We start from the raw sequence: 15,399 nt of genomic DNA, 5'->3' as shown, positions 1-15,399 counted from the left end.
AATGTTACTATATTTTTTAATTCTTATTACTGATTTTTATCAGTTTTAGGAAACTCAATATGAATCTATTAGAAATGTAACGTAAAATCTTTATCGTATGATTATAGTATAACCGTTTAGGCAATTCCTTTCATAGTAAGTAATGTGGTTACCCAAACAATTACAGAAGAGAAGAATATCCCCACGCTATTAGCTATAAAAGCTTTTCGTTTTTTAACCTTAAATAAATACGTAGCAATACTTCCTGCATACACACCAGTACCAGGAATTGGAATCATTACAAATAAAAGAAGTCCCCAAAATTCATGTTTTTGAATTTTAGTACCCGAGCCTAATTTTGCTCTTCGGGCTACATATATTGCAGCTTTTTTATAAAATTTCCATCTAAGCAAATATGTATTCATCTTTTCCAGAAAAAACATCATCATGGGAAACACCAATACATTAGATAAAAAACATAAAACAAACACCAAGTAGATATTTAATCCACTTAACATACCAAAAGGAATCCCAACCTTAGCTTCGCCAAAAGGAGAAATACTCCATAAAACAGCAATAATAATATCCTTAATCACAAACAATTTTTCTTACAGCCTGCAAAGTTAACGTTCTAAATGGTTTGTACCATACTTTTAAATCTTAAAAAAGGTCTAAATTAGTTTTATAACTCTAATTTTAACAATAAAACTCTTTTTATAGCTTCAATAGCTTGGGTTCCAGCCATAAATATCCTGTACATAATAAAAATAGAAGATAAAAACCTAAAAGTGGTATTGGTCGTACGGTATGATTTTGAGTTGATTCTTTCTTCCTTGATTTTTTATAATACCTCTTATTTTCTTCAATTGTTTTATACAATGCTTGTGATCGCCAATGAGATGTATCTGCTACAAAATACTCGAATATTTTTGTGGTATCCTGTTCTAAAAACTGGGTATTCCATCCAAAATCCCGTGGATAAGTAACTCCTTTCCATAGATTTAACAAATCAATATCTCTACGTATTGAAACGTTATGTTTTTTATTGGTTTTGATTATTGGTTTTGATATTGATGTTCTTACATCAAATTTAAAAGGGTGATCTTTATATGCAATTATTGATGCTACTCCCCATTCTACCGACAAAGTTTCTTTACTACTTATACTATTAATGAGTTTAGACCATATTTGTTGATAAGCAGCAGTATGGCCATCCAATACAAGTTCATATGTATTTTCTAACACAGTAGTTCCGATTTTACCTTTTCCAATATGTTTGTATCCAGATATGATTTTGGAATTAGATTTAGTATGAATATGCTGTAGTAGAAATTTATCTTTTAAAACAAAAGCATATTTAGAAAGTTTAATTTTTGCCTGATCATCCAGTCTGATTTCTGTCTTTTTTTCTGAAATAAAATCAAATGCCCCAAAACCTTTTGAAGATCTAAAAAAACCAAGATCTGGTTGGATAAAAACACCCAGCCCATTTTCTTTTACCGAATTCTCTAAAGCGGTACGTGATTTTCTTCCTAAATTTTTAAATGAATTGGCATCAATGATAACAAGATCGAAAGATTCTAAATTCTTTTTAGAAAATGCCCCTAAAGGCATTCTTTCCATATTAAAATACTCAAACTTATATCTTCCTTTGGTGATCTGACTTCTTACCAGTACTTGATGCCCCATTTCTGCCAGGTAGTTTTTTAGGTACTTGGTTTCAAAAGTCGGAAAACCATTTACCACTACTATTTTTAAAGGAGTGGGATCTTCTACAACCAAAGGAATAGGGTCTGTAGATAGAGTTTTTCCTAAAGAATCTTTTTCTACTAGAGAAAAAAGATAGTTTCCTTTGACATTAAGGTTAGTTGTTAATTGAAATTTTTGTTGTTCTTCAACTACTAAAGAAACAGAATCTAAACCTGCTCCCCCTGGTCCTTCTAATACAAGTTTATTTCCTTTTTGAGGGTTGATATATAATCCTGTGAATATCTGGTGTTCACCTACAGTATTTTTATAATCATATTTAAACCTAACTATCCCAGTAGGTGTATTTCTTCCCAGATAATTAACGTTATAATCATCCAATTGCCAGAGATCGTAGGGTTTCACACCATACCCAAGGATAAAAACAGAATCCGGAGTGTTTATATCATCAAAAATAGGATGATTAGCTTTGTACTTATGTTTTTTTAGTTTTTTATGAATTTTCTCCAAGCTATCTAATTGTTCTTTATTATAGCCCTCGGTTAGCAAAGCTATTTTGGCAGTAGTATTGTTGGTAGTTGAAATTGCAGGTTTTAATGCTATAATAGCAAGTGAAGTAATTGCAAAAAAGGCGATTACTATTTTTACCCAAAATCTACGTTTCCCAAATTGGGGCCATTCTTTCCATCCAAAAACAAACCATAGCACTATCGCTCCAATACCAATTTGCCATATCCAACCCTCATTTAAAAAAGTTATTTGATCAATCATGAATTTGAAGCTCTTTTAGTAGTAATTCATTAATCTCACTCGTTAACACTTTCTTTTTAAATGGATTAGATTTTAACTCGGGAAGCGCATAAAACAAACCTCTCTGCACTTTGGTCAAAATTGATGATGATATTGCTCTATCTTCTGTAATACGTTTTAATTGTTGTAAGGTCTTTAAATATTTCCCAGGATCTTCAATAGCTTTAACGGCCAATTCATTTCCCGCCTTTTCAAAAAGGAGTTTATCTTCAGCAGTAATTAAAGTCTTATTAGATATCAATTGTTCAAGTCTTAAAACAGTCTTATATATAGAAGGGTATATTTCTGGAAGTTGTAGCTCTTCTATTTTTCTAAAATTAGACACTTCGTCAATTTTACCTGTTAATCTCTTATCTTCCTTAATTGGTGGAGGATCAAAACCAATACGATGTACATAGACTCGGGCACTATTTTTAATTTCCTGAATCAATTTAAGTGCTTTATATTGGTATGGTAAAGATTTTTCTGGCGTATACAATCGTAAATACAACTCAGCATCCCACATTTCATTAAGTGCTTGTCTTAATTTACTTTTTAAAGATTGTGTAAACAGTGTTGACTCTTCTGGATCGTCATGATTATGTAGGTATTCATGTAAAGGGTCATTACTTTTTCCGCCATCCTTTTCTTCTTTTTGATCTACCAGATTATGTTCATTTTCATTATCGTGATCATGAGTATATGCTGCCAAAGGATCTTTTTCTTCATGATCATCATCATGATCATCATCATGCTCATCTGCTTCTGCCGAAACTTCTATATTCTCATGAGTAGCCGGTCCAAACTCTGATTCATCGCCCATAAATTCACCATATTTAAGACGAAGAACTTTTTGGTCAAACCCCAGTTCATTACTCTTAAAATTAAACTCTTTTTTCGACAGTTTTGACTTGTCTTTAATGAGTTTTTCTGTGTCTATAATCAATTGACGTTGACTTCTAAAATAATCCGGCATTTGATCAACTCCCATAGTTCCTTCTACGGCAAACTCATCAGAAATTGTATCTTTTATTACCGCAAAAAAGGTTTCACTTCTAGAAATATTGGGTTTAGGTCGTTTAAGGTCCAGTGCTTCAATATAAAAATAAAGCTCATCTCCCGGTTCCATATTCATCTGATCCAGATCTATATTTTTTGATAAGTTAAGATTTTTACGACCTCTAAGTACTCTGCTATCAAAGTTTAATTTTTCCTCTCTAAACTTAACAGACTCACCAGATCCTTTACTAACTGTTGCTATGATATATGCTTCTGCAATACCAAAATCATCGGTAACAGAGGTTGTAAATGCTAATTTTTTACTTTCATCATAAGAAAAGGTAGTAAACTGTTTTAAATCAGTAACTTTTATATCAGGGCTCTTATCTTTTACAACTTCAATCGAATATAAATCAGACGCATATGAAGTACCCTGCATGTCTGTAAATTTGAAATTATAAAACCCCGATGCATTTAAATTTGAAGTTCTTACATATCCATTATTAGTCAACTTCATAGGATAGCTATTTCCCATACTTTCCATAGTTGCACTTTTAATTTTGGTATCAAACTTTATTTTCCATGACAATCGTGATCCCTCAACTGCTTTTACTTCCATTTTAGAAGTCTTAAGTGAAGTTTTGTTTGTATAAGCAGGATATTGTATGGTTAATAGCTGACTTTCTAACTTAGGTCGTTGGGTTGTAGTTGTTGAATCTTCGGATTTAAAAATGATCTTCTCTGGTTGTACTTCTGGATGTTGGGACCATTGTATATAATCAACAATATGAAACTGATGTATTAGAAAACCAATACTTATAAATAGCATCATTATAACACTTCCTCTTAGTAAATGACTTGGAGGCTTTATAGTATTTATCTTTTCAACAAGCTGTTTTGTTACCTTGTGCTGTTGCAGTTTTGCCAAACCAGAAAGCTGATTTTCGGGTAATAACAAAAGACCCGTACTATACTCAGCTACATCAAGATGTTGATCGATATAACTGCTTACTTTTTTCAAACCCGGTTTCCATGGTTTAATAAAAACGGTAAGTAGTACTACCCCTAATATCAAAGTAATAATTGAAAATATTAACTTGAAAAACAGGAAATAAATAAAAATAGCGAGTCCTAATGCGTACAACAAAATCTCTATCCATAACATTAATTGCCAACGCTTTTTAAACCGAACTAATATTTTCCCTCCCGACTCTATCATTGCTTTCTATATTTTGCTACGATACGCTCAGTTATCAGTAATAGTATCAATAAAATCCATAACCATCTAGAAATATCTAAAATAGTAGAATTCTCTTTATTTTGCTTAAAATCTGCAGCTATCGGAAGTAATTCTCCTGTATGTAAAACTCGTTTATCATACCGTCTTATTTTTTCTTCCAGATTTTCATTAAGATTTAGCATCGCCAGTAAATGTTCTGCAAAATACTCATTTACAACATGTTCTGCATTAAGAGATTTTGTAAGATAAAAAATTTCTTTTGAAGGTCCTTTTTCTATGATGTTATGGGATAAATCATCTGGTTTATATAGAAGTACTGTTGAAGAAGTTTTCGGAATTACGTCTTTGCTTAGCCATATTACTGTCTTGAAAGAGTCAAGATTTATAGTATCAATATTCTGTACTGTACGTACATCAATAGGTCTGTCAAGGTATTTTGATATTGCGCTATAGGTAGCTTCAATATATGTCTTTTCATTAGACAAGTTATCTTCATAAAATACTAATATTGTAAGAGGTGATTCTGTAATAAGCGGATGTTGTTCTTGTTTTCCGTTTACCGGAAAAATTACACTATCCATCTCCTTATTAAACTCGAGTTGATTACTATTCATAGCAACAAGCTCTTTCACAAAAGATAAATGTTGATCATCACTTGATACAGAAAGCAACTGTATTGTATTCTCTTTTTTAACAGCACTAAGGATATTCTTAATTGGTTTTCCAGGATCCAGAATTACCCATGATATATTTTTATGAACCTGTGGCCTCTTCCCTTTTATACCCGATGCAAATGCATTGGTAAAAACTACAATACTATCGGTTTCTAATGCTTCCATTTCCTTGGCTAATTGCCAATACTTAGGAGTCATGGTAGCGATTTTATGTAATGGATCGTTTTGATACTCTGGAAAACCAGATTGCAAAAGCCGTACTGATTCTTCTGCTTGTATGGTATCTAAAATCGAATTTATCTCTTTATATTGTAGTAGAGAAGGTTCTACAATATATGTAATAGGTGCTTTAGTAATTTTTCTTCTTATCTGTGGCTCTGCAATAAGAACTACGAGTAGACTAATCAATACTATTCGTAGTAATAAAAGCCAAAGTTCATTGATTTGAATACTACTTGTTTGTTTAGAATCTGATTCATCAAGTAGTTGAATACTTCCTATTTTAATTGTTTTTCCTTCTTTTTTACTCCACAGATGTATGACTATCGGTACAATAAGTCCCAATAAAGCCCATAGATATGTCGGGTTAAGAAAAAACATATCAAATTAGTTTATTTCGTTTCTTCAGAAATACCTGTAAAGCCTCTCCTATATTCTCATTCAACTTAAATAAATGATAACCTATATCATTAGCTAACAGAGTGTTTTTTGTGTTTTTCATCATTTCTTCTAATGCAATAAGGTATTGTTTTTTTGCTGTCTTGGCATCTACTTTACGCCTTGCTCCTGTCTCCAGATCTTCAAATGTGACCGTACCTTTATAGTCAAACTCCAATTCATTTTTACCCATTACGTGTAATACTGCCACTTCATTTTTAGGTGTTTTTAAGCGTTTGATAAAAGAGGTTAATTCTTCACTATGTTCATATAAATCAGTAATAAAAAAGATCAACTCTTTGTGACTTCGATCATGAAGTTTTTTTGATGTATTGGGATCTTCTGGCCATTTTCCTTCGTTCTCAATGTTAATCAACTCTAGCATTAAGCGATTAAAATGTTGTTTTTGAACCTTAGGGTAAAGACTGTATAAACGATGATCATTAAGTGCAAAAAGCCCTACAGCGTCTCCCTGGTTTTGAGACAGATATGCTAATGAAGCTACTAAAACTTTGGCATACTCCATTTTAGTTAGTCCTTCTTCCTTATGAAGCATAGATGTACTGGCGTCTAAAATAAATTTTACGGCAATATTACTTTTTATCTCTGATTGTCTAATATAGTATCTTCCTGATCTGGCTAACATTTTCCAATCCAGCAATCGCAAATCATCACCTGGTTCATAATTACGAAATTGACTAAACTCCATTCCCGGACCTACACTTCTACTATGATTATGTCCAGACAGATATCCATCAACTATTACACGAGCAATGAGTGCCAGCCCAGATACACTTTTTATAAGTTCTGGTTTTAATAATTGATGATAATCCTGTTTCATACCAATTTAACTTTAAAATATCGCATATCGGCTCCTTTTTTTAGCTCTAAATTTCTTGTTCATATATCTCGTAGAAGGCTATGTAATGTATTCACAGTGTCTTTATAAGAAAAAACAACTATACCTTTGATACGATTAAATTGGTATCACTTATTTTTTCCATTTGTAGCTACCGGAATAGCTTTTAATAGTTGATGAGTAACCTCATCTGATGTTATCCCTTCAGATTCTGCTCTAAAATTTACAATAACTCTATGGCGTAATACTGGTATGGCTACATGCTCTATATCCTCTAGCGTAACCGATAAGCGTCTCTTTATCAAAGCTCTAGCTTTGGCTGTTAATATCATTGCCTGACCTGCTCTCGGCCCTGCTCCCCAATTTACCCACTCTTTTACATATGCATTTGTAGTGGTTTCTGGTCTTGTTGCCCGTATTAGCTTACTTACAAATGTGATTAGATCATCACTAATGGGTACTTCTCTTACCAGGTCTTGTAATCTTAATATATCCTCTCCTGTAATTACTTTATTAAGTGTTTCCTTTTTGGTGCCTGTAGTATTTTTTAAAATAGTAGTTTCTTCTAACTCACTGGGGTATCCAATTTTTATATATAACAGAAAACGATCTTGTTGTGCTTCTGGAAGCATAAATGTCCCTGATTGTTCTATAGGATTTTGAGTAGCGAGAATAAAAAATGGCTTGTCCAGAGCATAGGTTTTACCAGAGTAGGTAACCTCAAATTCCTGCATCGCTTCTAATAGAGCTGCCTGGGTTTTTGGTGGTGTTCGGTTAATTTCATCCGCCAATATAATATTGGCAAAGATGGGCCCCTTATTAAATTTAAAAAATTTCTTTCCTGTACTATAGTCTTCTTCGAGTATTTCTGTACCTATGATATCAGATGGCATTAAATCCGGAGTGAATTGTATTCTTTTAAATTTTAAATCAATAGCCTGCGCCAATGTTCTAATCATCAAGGTTTTTGCCAATCCAGGAACTCCTTCTAATAGTGCGTGTCCTCCTGCCAGAAAAGTAATAAGTAATTGTTCTACGGTTTCCTCCTGCCCAGTGATCACCTTACCAATTTCTTTTTTTAAATTAGTAAGTTTTTCTGTAAGTACATTCACCTCTTGTTCAATACTTGCTAAATTTTTATCCATACATCTTCTTTTATGATGTTAATGCATACATCACTATATTTACTCCAAAACGGGTATTATCAATTTTATACCACCGTTTATTTCTAAAATCATAATCCCATTCGCAACCATAATCTTTATTGCTGAACAGGACCCCTATCCTACCATTAATTTCAATGGCTTTTAAATAATCATGTACAATATCATCTCCCCATCCGTTAAGTTCCTGTGAAGTAGTCGGCGGACCATCTTCAAATTCGAAGAATACGTTATATATTTCATGATCATTAGGGATTTTTTTTAATTGCTGAGGGCCAAAAATATCTTCCATTTGACGTTCAAATGATTTAGAAAATAAACCATCGATATCGTGATTACAATCATCTGCAAATACGAATCCCCCATTATTCACATACTTCTTAAAGTTCTCTCTTTCTTTCTTAGTAAACTGTACAAGTTTATGCCCTGATATATAGCAAAATGGGCTCTTGAATATCTCATCACTGCTTAAAGTGATTATTCTCTCTTGTGTATCTACTTTCAGGGTAGTATACTCCACCAGGGAGTTTAAAAGGTTAGAAGGCATTCTTTGATCTACATCCCAATCTCCTGACTCATATTGTAATCTTGTAAAGAAAAACTTGTTACTCAATGCAGTTTATTGTTTTAACTTTCAGAAATATGTTAATCCTTTGTGATACAAATTACAATTAAAGATTAAGATCGTTAAGAAAGAAAAAACTGGTCAAAATGAAGCTAATCAAAATGACCAGTTTATGTTATGAATTAAATTTATACTGCATCAGACAAGCTGGTAAATGTGAAATCTCTTATCTTCATATAAGGTACTAAATTACCATCTATTCTAACTTGCTTACCGAGTGTCTCAAGATTATTAAGCATAATGATCGGACTCTCATTAAATCTAAAATTCTTTATCGGATGCTTTATTTTTCCATTCTCGATATAGAACGTTCCGTCTCGTGTAAGACCAGTATATAAAAGAGTTTGAGGATCTACATTTCTAATATACCACAATCTGGTAACCAAAATTCCTTTTTTGGTATTCTTGATAAGATCTTCTAGAGAAGCATCACCTCCCTGCATAATGAAATTAGAAGGAAAAGGCACAGGTTTTACTTTTTTTTGTTCTGCCCAATATCGACTATATGCAAGGTTTTTTACTGCTCCTTTTTCTATCCAGCTAGTTTTTTTCAATGGCTGCCCTTGCCCATTCCAGGTACTGGTAGGAACTTCAGGATCTAAAGGATTTGACCATATATTTACTCGTTCGTCTACTATTTTTTCTCCTAATTTAGTTCCTCCACCTTCTTTAGACATAAAACTTCGTCCTTCATCTGCTCTACGGGCATTTAAAGATCTTCCCATATTACCCAATAGGCCAATTGATGCTGCTGGCTCAAGTATTACAGTGTATTTACCTGGTTCTATTGCTTTAGCTTCTCTAGACATCAACGCTTTATCTATCGCTATTTTTGAAGCTTCACCAGCGTTAAATTTACTGATATCATTGTAATCTCTGGATACCCAACCCGATCCGGTACCATCATTACTTCTCATAGTAACGGTAAAATTAGAATCTGTAGATTTATTATAAGCAAACAATCCTTTAGAGTTTAGCATTGCACTAAATCTTGAGGAGTCATCAAAAAATCCGGCAGCTGTAACATCCTTAGCTGCAGCAGGTTCAATACTACTGTTTGCTACATTAGCACGATACTCTGGTGTAATGTTTGCGGTTGCTTCACTAAAAGTAATAGACTCATCATAGGTTTGCGGGCCTAGAGGTTCCATAAACTCTGGATTTTCTGGAGAAAGTTTCGCCAGTTCTTCAGCTCTTTTTACTACTTTTTTTAAAGATTCATCATCAAATTCGTCAATCGTAGCTGTGCCCGATTTTTTACCAAAATTTGATTGTACTACCAAGGTTTGATTAGATCTGTGACCAGCGGTAGATACAGTATTTCGCGCATAGCGGATATTACCACTTTCGCTTCCGTTTAAATTAATTTCGCAAGCATCTGCTGTAGAAAAGCTTAATGCCTTTTCCATAATTTGCTTTGCTTCTTCTTTTGTATATATTGCCATGATGTTTTTTGTATTTATTGTAAAACAATGTTTTAAATAGTTCTACCCGTATTGATCACATTTACATTATTAAACCTGGTAGTAGAGCTACCATGTGATACAGCACTTATCTGAGAAGGCTGGCCCTTACCATCAAAAAATGAACCGAACATGCGATAATCACTCTTATCACATATTTTAGCACAAGAATTCCAAAACTCCTGCGTATTAGATTGATAGGCAACGTCATCTAACATCCCTACAATCTCTCCATTCTTAATTTCGTAAAATGCAGTTCCTCCAAATTGAAAGTTATATCGTTGCTGATCAATAGAGTATGATCCTCTACCAGCAATATAAATACCTTTTTCTACATCTTTAATCATATCAGAAACACCATATTTCTCTTTGCCTGCTTCTAATGAGACATTAGGCATACGCTGAAATTGTACATCATTCCAGCTCTGAGAATAACAGCAACCATGCGATTCGTTCTGATCAATCATATGTACTTGATCACGAATAGCTTGATAATTGGTTAATATACCGTTACGTACAAGATCCCACTGCTTAGTTTTCACTCCTTCATCATCATATCCAACAGCTCCAAGAGATCCTACTTGTGTTTTATCTGCTACCAGATTTACAATATCACTTCCATATTTAAAGTTCTTTGATTTCCATTTATCCAGTGTAGCAAAACTTGTACCTGCATAATTGGCTTCGTATCCAAGAACACGATCCAATTCTAATGGGTGACCTACAGACTCATGAATTGTTAACCCTAAATGATTAGGTTCTAAAACAAGATCATATTTACCAGCTTCAACAGATTTGGCAGTAAGTCTTTCTTTTGCTTGCTTGGCTGCCAGAGTAGCATCCTCTATCATATCATAGCTACCTCTATACAGTCTTAGTCCAGCAGGGCCTTCTAATTTTTCAGAATCCAAACCATCCATATATTCATACCCCATTCCCATAGGTGCACTCATTGCCTGACGTGATTTAAATTTATTAGATGCTCGATCTATAGCTGTTACTGTAAAAGTTGGCCATATACGGTGTACGTCCTGATCGATATAAGATCCTTCTGTAGAAGCAAAATACTTCTGTTCATTTACCATAAAAAGACCCGAATTAACAAAGTTTGCTCCATTTTTCAACGCTGCTGCATTAGCACTAAGTAAGAGATCTACTTTTTCTGAAACTGGTACATTTTTAAAGTCTTTTTTAATTGGAGTTTTCCAGGATACTTCTCCATATGACTGTACCGGTGCTAATTTTACAGGAACTTTCTGAATCTTTGAATTAGCTTTAGCAATAGCAATAGCTTGTTCGGTTGCTTTTTTAATACCTGCATCCGAAACATTATTCGTAGAAGCAAAACCCCATGTACCATTTGCTACCACTCGAATTCCTATACCAAAAGATTCTGTATTTACCACATTCTGTACTTTATCTTCTCTGGTAAACACATATTGATTTAAATACCTTCCTATTCTGGCATCGGCATATGATGCTCCCATAGATTTTGCGGTGTTTAACGCTACATCCGCTAATTTCTTTTTGATTGCTACGTCCATACCTGGATTTAGCAATGCTTCTACCGGAATATTATTCCCCATCATCAGGGAAGGCATCATTAAAGCGCCTGATCCTATTCCTGCATATTTAACAAAGTCTCTTCGTTTCATATATAAACCTCCTTTTTTGATTGAATGAATATTTAATTAATTATTAGTTGTGATTTTTTCTTTTTTAATTAATTCAATAGGTACTAATCTAAATTTATAGACATAAATCATTAAAGCAATGTCTATCATTATGAGGAAATACACTTTTTATTTTTTTTAGAAATAGTCAAAAACTAATACTAGTTTCTTTACTCTTGAATATTACCCCCCATATTAAAAACCATATCATACTAAAAAGAAGTCAATAAGGTCAGTTTTTTATTTTTAGCACAGCATTAAAAGTAGAAAAATTATGTCAAATAACAATAGTACCCTAAAATGTTAAAAAAGGAGTAAGAATTTTCGTATCCTAAAACCGCCTTATTCACCAAAAACACTTAATCATCTGATTATCAATATAATAAATCAAATAAAATCATTTAATACATTATCAAAAAATCCCAAACAAAATACCCGAATCACTGAATCTGAGTATATTTAAAATTTTGTTAAACTTTTACATTTTTAACTTAATAGTTATCAAAATCTTAAATCGTATCCATGATGATTACCTAATTTATAACACTAAGTATCATTTACATGAATGAACTGAAAGCATTGTAACACCCTTACCTAAAATTAAAAACATCTTTTTTATATGTAACCTTTGTTACTGATATTATTTTTGTGAAGCTTTACTTTTATCCAAAATTCATCAACATGTTTGGTAAAGGTTCAAAGTTATATAGCATATTGTCTTTAAAATGCCCACGATGCCATAATGGGGCATTTCTAGAAGCTAACCCATATCATTTGGGACGTTTTAATAAGGTAAAAAAAAGATGTCCTTCCTGTCAGTTAAAATATAGTATAGAGCCAAGTTTTTATTATGGTTCTATGTATGTTTCTTATGCCGTTGGTATAGCCATTAGCGTTGCTGTTTTCATACTTATACAACTGTTTGGATTAGATCTGACTCCAATCCATATTTTTATCACCATTGTTGTAGCCCTTATACTTTTAATGCCATACATCGGAGCGGTTTCAAAATTAATTTGGGCTAATTTTTTCTTTACCTATGATGCCTCTATAGCCAAAGCCAAACAAGATTCAAAATGATTCAAGAATTAAAAAACAGCTACGGACGCCAGTTTGAAAATGCTTTGATAAATGACATACTACAAGTCGGGACTTTTAGAGAAGTTCCTGAAGGATATAAATTGATCGAGATTGGGGATTACATTAAAGGAATGCCATTACTTGTGTCTGGTGTAGTAAAAGTACTTAGAGAAGACAAAGAAGGAGATGAGTTGTTATTATATTACCTGGAACAAGGTGATACCTGTTCGATGACAATGACTTGTTGCATTGGCCAAACCCAAAGTGAAATAAGGGCAATAGCAGAAGTAGACACCAAACTAATTATGATTCCTATTAGAAAAATGGAAGAATGGACAGCCAAATACAAATCCTGGAGGAATTTTGTTTTTGAAAGTTATCATAATCGATTAAACGAACTCCTTATCACTTTGGATAGTATTGCATTTGATAGAATGGATGAACGTCTGGTTAATTATCTTAAGGAAAAATCACGAGTTAATAAAGAGTATATTATTCGTAATACACATCAGGAAATTGCACAGGAGCTACATAGTTCGAGGGTGGTAATATCTCGTTTATTAAAAAAACTAGAACAAATAGATAAAATAGAACTACATAGAAATTATATCAAAATTCTTGATTTATCATAGCTATGTAACCAATGTTACTGATCATATATTAATGTTCAATTACTTTTAGTTATAAATCTGCACATACATGTTAAAACGATATCTTCCTGTTTTTCAATGGCTTCCTGATTATAAAAAAAAGTTTTTATCAGGAGATATTGCGGCAGGTGTAACTGTTGGTATAATGCTTATCCCACAAGGAATGGCTTATGCCATGATTGCAGGTCTACCTCCTGTATTTGGATTATACGCTGCACTAATTCCGCAAGTGGTTTATGCTATAATGGGTACCTCTCGACAATTGGCAGTAGGGCCCGTAGCAATGGATTCCCTTCTTGTAGCGTCTGGATTGGGTGCACTCTCACTTTCGGGTATTGAAGAATACATCACTATGGCTATTTTTCTCTCTCTTTTTATGGGTAGTATTCAGTTTATCCTGGGAGTATTAAAAATGGGTTTTTTGGTAAACTTTTTATCCAAACCAGTCATAAGTGGTTTTACCTCTGCTGCTGCAATTATTATTGGACTTAGCCAATTAAAACATATACTAGGAACAGAAATTGAGCGTAGCAACCAAGTGCATATTTTATTACATAATGCATTCAAAACATTAGATCAAACTAATTTTTTGACCTTGGGCATTGGTATTCTTGCAATTGTACTCATCAAAATTATAAAAAAAATAAACCAAAAAATCCCTGCAGCATTAATTGTAGTTATTTTTGGAATCGTTAGTGTCTATACCTCGGGTATAGATGATCTGGGTGTAAAAATCGTTGGTACAATACCAAAAGGGTTACCAGAATTTGGAATACCTTCTGTTGATTATTCCAGAATTTCGGAACTTGTACCCATAGCTTTTACTTTGGCTCTTATTGCTTTTATGGAAGCTATTTCTGTAGCCAAAGCCGTAGAAGAAAAACATACAGAATATGAAATCGATCCAAATCAGGAGCTAATTGCTCTGGGAACGTCTAATATTATCGGCTCCTTATTTCAATCTTATCCAACAACAGGTGGTTTTTCCAGAACAGCAGTTAATGATCAAGCTGGCGCAAAAACAGGTATAGCACCAATTATAAGTGCTGTTGTAGTTGGATTAACTTTATTATTCCTAACTCCTCTTTTTTATTTTTTACCCAACGCGATTCTCGCAGCTATAATTATGGTAGCAGTATTTGGGTTAATCGATCTAAAATATCCTATTGTACTTTTTAAAAACAGAAAAGATGAATTTGGTCTTCTCCTTCTTACCTTTTTAATTACTCTTATCATTGGCATTAAAGAAGGAATACTATCTGGTGTACTATTCTCTTTGTTGATATTAGTCTACCGAACTTCAAAACCTCACATCGCAGTTTTGGGGAAAATAAAAGGAACCAATTACTTCAAAAACATTAATCGTTTTAGTAATGATATTGAAACGCAACAGTATATTCTGATTATTCGTTTTGATGCTCAGTTGTATTTCGGAAATAAAGACTATTTCAAAAAAGAACTCTATAAACAGGTTGATTTAAAAGGAAAAGAGCTTAACACCATTATTCTTAATGCAGAAGCTATAAATTATATCGACAGCAGCGCTGTACATGTACTCAAACAGATTGTCAAAGATCTCAAAAGTAAAGGTATTCAGTTTATCATTGCTGGAGCAATAGGACCAACAAGGGATATTATATTTAGCAGTGGTCTTATTGATACTATTGGTAAAAACAATCTTTTTGTAAAAGTTTATGAAGCATATGATTACTGCAATAATGCAAGTAAAAAGACTGCCATGCAAGAAAAAATTTCTCTCCAAACAAAAAAAGCTCCTTCTGTAACATAAGTAACTGTATAAGAATAGTATCCATACTACCTTTATACTATTAAACCTTTTA

Annotated in this window: 12 protein-coding genes; 3 read left to right on the top strand and 9 right to left on the bottom strand. The window is 33.1% G+C overall.

Annotated features, from left to right (window positions below; translation table 11 throughout):
• Positions 1 to 116: 116 nt before the first annotated feature.
• The 9 genes from Z054_RS0117845 to Z054_RS0117805 form a co-directional block, all read right to left on the bottom strand.
• Positions 117 to 575 (bottom strand): COG2426 family protein, encoded by a 459-nt coding sequence (locus Z054_RS0117845; RefSeq protein WP_024771405.1) that lies wholly within the window; start codon positions 573 to 575, stop codon positions 117 to 119.
• A 118-nt stretch (positions 576 to 693) separates the two neighbouring features.
• Positions 694 to 2,457 carry a hypothetical protein gene (locus Z054_RS0117840; protein WP_024771404.1) on the bottom strand — a complete coding sequence of 588 codons (1,764 nt, stop codon included), beginning with the start codon at positions 2,455 to 2,457 and terminating at the stop codon, positions 694 to 696.
• Positions 2,450 to 4,693 carry a hypothetical protein gene (locus Z054_RS0117835; protein ID WP_024771403.1) on the bottom strand — a complete coding sequence of 748 codons (2,244 nt, stop codon included), beginning with the start codon at positions 4,691 to 4,693 and terminating at the stop codon, positions 2,450 to 2,452. The genes Z054_RS0117840 and Z054_RS0117835 overlap by 8 nt, the downstream gene beginning before the upstream one ends.
• Positions 4,690 to 5,988 (bottom strand): BatA domain-containing protein, encoded by a 1,299-nt coding sequence (locus Z054_RS0117830; RefSeq protein ID WP_024771402.1) that lies wholly within the window; start codon positions 5,986 to 5,988, stop codon positions 4,690 to 4,692. Before Z054_RS0117830 ends, Z054_RS0117835 begins: the two co-directional genes overlap by 4 nt.
• A gap of 1 nt (position 5,989) precedes the next feature.
• The gene (locus Z054_RS0117825; RefSeq protein WP_024771401.1) at positions 5,990 to 6,886 is read right to left on the bottom strand and encodes a DUF58 domain-containing protein; all 897 of its coding nucleotides are present in this window, start codon (positions 6,884 to 6,886) and stop codon (positions 5,990 to 5,992) included.
• A 146-nt stretch (positions 6,887 to 7,032) separates the two neighbouring features.
• Positions 7,033 to 8,049 carry an AAA family ATPase gene (locus tag Z054_RS0117820; RefSeq protein WP_024771400.1) on the bottom strand — a complete coding sequence of 339 codons (1,017 nt, stop codon included), beginning with the start codon at positions 8,047 to 8,049 and terminating at the stop codon, positions 7,033 to 7,035.
• A 10-nt stretch (positions 8,050 to 8,059) separates the two neighbouring features.
• Positions 8,060 to 8,680 carry a DUF4159 domain-containing protein gene (locus tag Z054_RS0117815; RefSeq protein ID WP_024771399.1) on the bottom strand — a complete coding sequence of 207 codons (621 nt, stop codon included), beginning with the start codon at positions 8,678 to 8,680 and terminating at the stop codon, positions 8,060 to 8,062.
• A gap of 140 nt (positions 8,681 to 8,820) precedes the next feature.
• Positions 8,821 to 10,137 carry a TldD/PmbA family protein gene (locus tag Z054_RS0117810; protein WP_024771398.1) on the bottom strand — a complete coding sequence of 439 codons (1,317 nt, stop codon included), beginning with the start codon at positions 10,135 to 10,137 and terminating at the stop codon, positions 8,821 to 8,823.
• A 32-nt stretch (positions 10,138 to 10,169) separates the two neighbouring features.
• Positions 10,170 to 11,810, bottom strand: coding sequence for a TldD/PmbA family protein (locus Z054_RS0117805; RefSeq protein ID WP_024771397.1), 1,641 nt, complete (start codon positions 11,808 to 11,810; stop codon positions 10,170 to 10,172).
• 699 nt (positions 11,811 to 12,509) lie between these two features.
• On the opposite strand from Z054_RS0117805, the gene Z054_RS0117800 reads away from it, so the two are divergent.
• From Z054_RS0117800 to Z054_RS0117790, 3 genes are all read left to right on the top strand, one after another.
• Positions 12,510 to 12,908, top strand: coding sequence for a DUF983 domain-containing protein (locus Z054_RS0117800; protein ID WP_024771396.1), 399 nt, complete (start codon positions 12,510 to 12,512; stop codon positions 12,906 to 12,908).
• The gene (locus Z054_RS0117795; RefSeq protein WP_024771395.1) at positions 12,905 to 13,540 is read left to right on the top strand and encodes a Crp/Fnr family transcriptional regulator; all 636 of its coding nucleotides are present in this window, start codon (positions 12,905 to 12,907) and stop codon (positions 13,538 to 13,540) included. The genes Z054_RS0117800 and Z054_RS0117795 overlap by 4 nt, the downstream gene beginning before the upstream one ends.
• 67 nt (positions 13,541 to 13,607) lie before the next feature.
• Positions 13,608 to 15,347, top strand: a complete 1,740-nt coding sequence (locus tag Z054_RS0117790; RefSeq protein WP_024771394.1) for a SulP family inorganic anion transporter — start codon at positions 13,608 to 13,610, stop codon at positions 15,345 to 15,347.
• The last annotated feature ends 52 nt before the right edge of the window (positions 15,348 to 15,399 follow it).

The sequence above is a fragment of the Aquimarina macrocephali JAMB N27 genome, from assembly GCF_000520995.1.
In the GTDB taxonomy this organism is placed as follows: Bacteria; Bacteroidota; Bacteroidia; order Flavobacteriales; family Flavobacteriaceae; genus Aquimarina; species Aquimarina macrocephali.
This window is presented reverse-complemented; position numbering and strand designations above follow the sequence as displayed.

Coding starts and splice junctions, on each gene's coding strand:
- Z054_RS0117840 (WP_024771404.1), bottom strand. CDS start 2,457: ATGATTGATCAAATAACTTTTTTAAATGAGGGTTGGATATGGCAAATT.
- Z054_RS0117825 (WP_024771401.1), bottom strand. CDS start 6,886: ATGAAACAGGATTATCATCAATTATTAAAACCAGAACTTATAAAAAGT.
- Z054_RS0117790 (WP_024771394.1), top strand. CDS start 13,608: ATGTTAAAACGATATCTTCCTGTTTTTCAATGGCTTCCTGATTATAAA.
- Z054_RS0117805 (WP_024771397.1), bottom strand. CDS start 11,810: ATGAAACGAAGAGACTTTGTTAAATATGCAGGAATAGGATCAGGCGCT.
- Z054_RS0117830 (WP_024771402.1), bottom strand. CDS start 5,988: ATGTTTTTTCTTAACCCGACATATCTATGGGCTTTATTGGGACTTATT.
- Z054_RS0117800 (WP_024771396.1), top strand. CDS start 12,510: ATGTTTGGTAAAGGTTCAAAGTTATATAGCATATTGTCTTTAAAATGC.
- Z054_RS0117820 (WP_024771400.1), bottom strand. CDS start 8,049: ATGGATAAAAATTTAGCAAGTATTGAACAAGAGGTGAATGTACTTACA.
- Z054_RS0117795 (WP_024771395.1), top strand. CDS start 12,905: ATGATTCAAGAATTAAAAAACAGCTACGGACGCCAGTTTGAAAATGCT.
- Z054_RS0117810 (WP_024771398.1), bottom strand. CDS start 10,137: ATGGCAATATATACAAAAGAAGAAGCAAAGCAAATTATGGAAAAGGCA.
- Z054_RS0117835 (WP_024771403.1), bottom strand. CDS start 4,693: ATGATAGAGTCGGGAGGGAAAATATTAGTTCGGTTTAAAAAGCGTTGG.